The organism is Paenibacillus terrae (genome assembly GCF_005217525.1).
Taxonomy (GTDB): domain Bacteria; phylum Bacillota; class Bacilli; order Paenibacillales; family Paenibacillaceae; genus Paenibacillus; species Paenibacillus terrae_C.
The window spans coordinates 339,108-339,877 of the sequence record NZ_PNXQ01000016.1 but is presented as its reverse complement, the minus strand read 5'-3'; the positions used below and the strand labels follow the sequence as shown (position 1 = coordinate 339,877).

General features: G+C 56.9%; 1 protein-coding gene. It reads left to right on the top strand.

The genetic code is table 11. The features are described from left to right. A partial coding sequence (locus tag C1I60_RS25835) for an AMP-binding protein (RefSeq protein ID WP_434784410.1) occupies positions 1–770 on the top strand: 770 nt, incomplete at both ends.

The window sequence follows — 770 nt, the reverse complement described above, 5'->3', positions numbered from 1 at the left end:
GATGGTTGGCTCGAAGGTGAGCCTGCTGTCGGTTGGCGGGGAAAAGAATCCAGAGGACATCGTCGAAACGATTGCCCGCGATGGCGTAAGCACGATGCACTTTGTGCCTGCGATGCTGCATGCGTTCCTGGAGTATGTAGAGCAGCAGCCGCAGGAAGTGATGCAAGCGAAGCTGGGAACGTTAAGACAGGTATTTGCCAGTGGAGAAGCGTTGCCGCCGCAGCATGTGGCACGTTTCCAACGACTCGTGTCAGGTATCGCTGGAGCGAAGCTGATCAACCTGTACGGCCCAACCGAAGCGACGGTCGACGTATCGTACTTTGATTGCGAGCCGACGGAGGAATATGGGGTTATTCCGATCGGAAAACCGATTCAGAACATCCGTCTGTACATTGTGAAGGAAGGCACGGAGCAATTGCAGCCGATTGGGGTTGCAGGGGAGCTGTGCATCGGCGGTGTAGGCGTAGCGCGAGGCTATCTGAACCGTCCAGAGCTGACGGCAGAGAAATTCGTTGCCGATCCGTTTGCGGATGGCGAAGCAGGCTATGAACGGATGTACCGCACGGGTGATTTGGCGAGATGGATGCCGGACGGCAACATCGAGTACTTGGGCCGGATTGACCATCAGGTGAAAATCCGGGGGTACCGGATCGAGCTGGGCGAGGTCGAATCGCAGCTGTTGAAAGTGGAGTCGGTACGAGAAGCCGTCGTCATGGCCCGTGCGGATGAAACAGGCCAAAAACAAATGGTGGCGTACTACGTTGCCGGGC